The following is a 1,744-nucleotide window of genomic DNA, read 5'->3' on the forward strand; positions in this document are numbered from 1 at the left end:
TAATTATTTATTTAATTATCGGTAAAATAAGCGAAATAAGAGGAAAAACATATAAATATCCTTATGATTTCATCAATCCTCACAAACCTGGCATTATAGGAGGTTTATTGAAAAAGGACGAACAAGGATATCCTTATCTTTTTTTAACTGCTTTCCTTTTAGCCGTCTTAACTTATTTATTTTCGTTATTTTTAAATTTCGCTAAAAGTAAACTTAATGCTCGAAAATATTAATTTTAAGAGATATATTTGTTTTATTATATGATGTCTTTTCTTCGGAATTATAGTAAAAATCCAAAAGTAAACCCAAACAAGGAGATAAAGAATGTTTGATTTTAAAAAAGAAGTTTTAAAAAGAGAAGATGTTATTGTTCAAACTCTGCAAGATTTGTTAAGAATAGAGAGTGAATTAGAATCCTTTAAGCCAGAAAATAAAGGCGCGCCTTTTGGACCAAAATTAAAAGAAGCTCTTGCTTTTATGTTACATTTAGGAGAAAAAGATGGTTTTAAAACTGTGAATGTTGATGGTTATGCCGGTCATATAGAATACGGCAATCAAAAAGATTGGGTTGGCATAATAGGTCATCTTGATGTTGTTCCGGCTGGTAACCATTGGACTTATCCTCCTTATGCAGCTCAAATAGTGGACGGTAAAATTTATGCTCGAGGTTCTCAAGATAATAAAGGCCCCGTTATTGCCTCTTATTTTGCTTTAAGAATTTTAAAAGAATTAAACATTCCTTTAAAGAAAAGAGTGAAATTTGTTTTAGGATTAGATGAAGAATGTGAATGGCGTTGTGTGGATCATTACTTTGAAAAACATCCGGAAATGCCTGTGGCTGGTTTTGTTCCTGATAGTTATTTCCCTTTAGTTTATGCTGAAAAAGGGATTGTGGTTTTATCTTTAGAAACTTCAACCAAAGATCCCCGCATTATTAGTATGCAAGGTGGTTCTAAAGTAAATGTTGTGCCGGATTTAGCTCAAGCGGTTTTAGTTTATGAACCTCATTATGAAGCTTTATTTCAACAATATATCCAAAAACACGATATAAACGCTACTTTTATCAGACAAAATGATAGAATCACTATCGAAGTCAAAGGAGCCGCTTTTCACGGTTCAGCCCCAGATCAAGGTATCAACGCTAATGATAACTTAATCAAAATCCTACAAGCTTTAAACATCGAAAATAATTTCCTTAATTTTTTAAATAATTATGTAGTAGATAGTTCAGATGGACGAAAAATAGGAATTAATCATTTAGATGCTGAAACAGAACATCTAACCTTATTTAGCGGAGTTTTTAATTATGACGGTAACAAAGCTTCTTTTTATTTAGATTTAAGATATCCTAAAGGTATCAAATATGAAGATATAATGACCCAAATCAACCAAAAAGCGCAAGAAAACAATATTAAAGTAAATGTTGATTTCCATAAAGCTTTGTTTTATCAAAGTCCTCAAAGCCCTTTATCGCAAACCTTAATGAAAGCTTATCAAAAACATACAAACGATCTAGTTTCTCAACCTTTAACTAGAGGAAGTGGCAGCTTCGTCAGAACAGTCCCTAATTTAGTCGCTTTTGGACCTATTTTTCCCGAAGAAAACGCTTTATTTCATCAAAAAGATGAAAACATATCTATCGAAACTTTAATGAAATTAACTATGATTTACACAGAAGCTTTATATGAATTAACTTCCCAATAAATAATTAGGGTAATAACAATTAAACAAACAAAAATGATTT

The 1,744-nt window shown here is 31.0% G+C and carries 1 protein-coding gene and 1 pseudogene; both read left to right on the forward strand.

What is annotated here, in order from left to right; genetic code table 11:
* A pseudogene (locus HR065_RS02725) lies at positions 1 to 233 on the forward strand (hypothetical protein); the annotation flags it as partial.
* 91 nt (positions 234 to 324) lie between these two features.
* A complete protein-coding gene (gene pepV / locus HR065_RS02730; protein ID WP_178734369.1) occupies positions 325 to 1,704 on the forward strand; it encodes a dipeptidase PepV in 1,380 nt (459 codons plus the stop codon).
* Positions 1,705 to 1,744 lie beyond the last annotated feature (40 nt).

Origin of the sequence: Candidatus Phytoplasma pruni (genome assembly GCF_013391955.1) — a bacterium.
Lineage (GTDB): Bacteria > Bacillota_I > Bacilli_A > Acholeplasmatales > Acholeplasmataceae > Phytoplasma.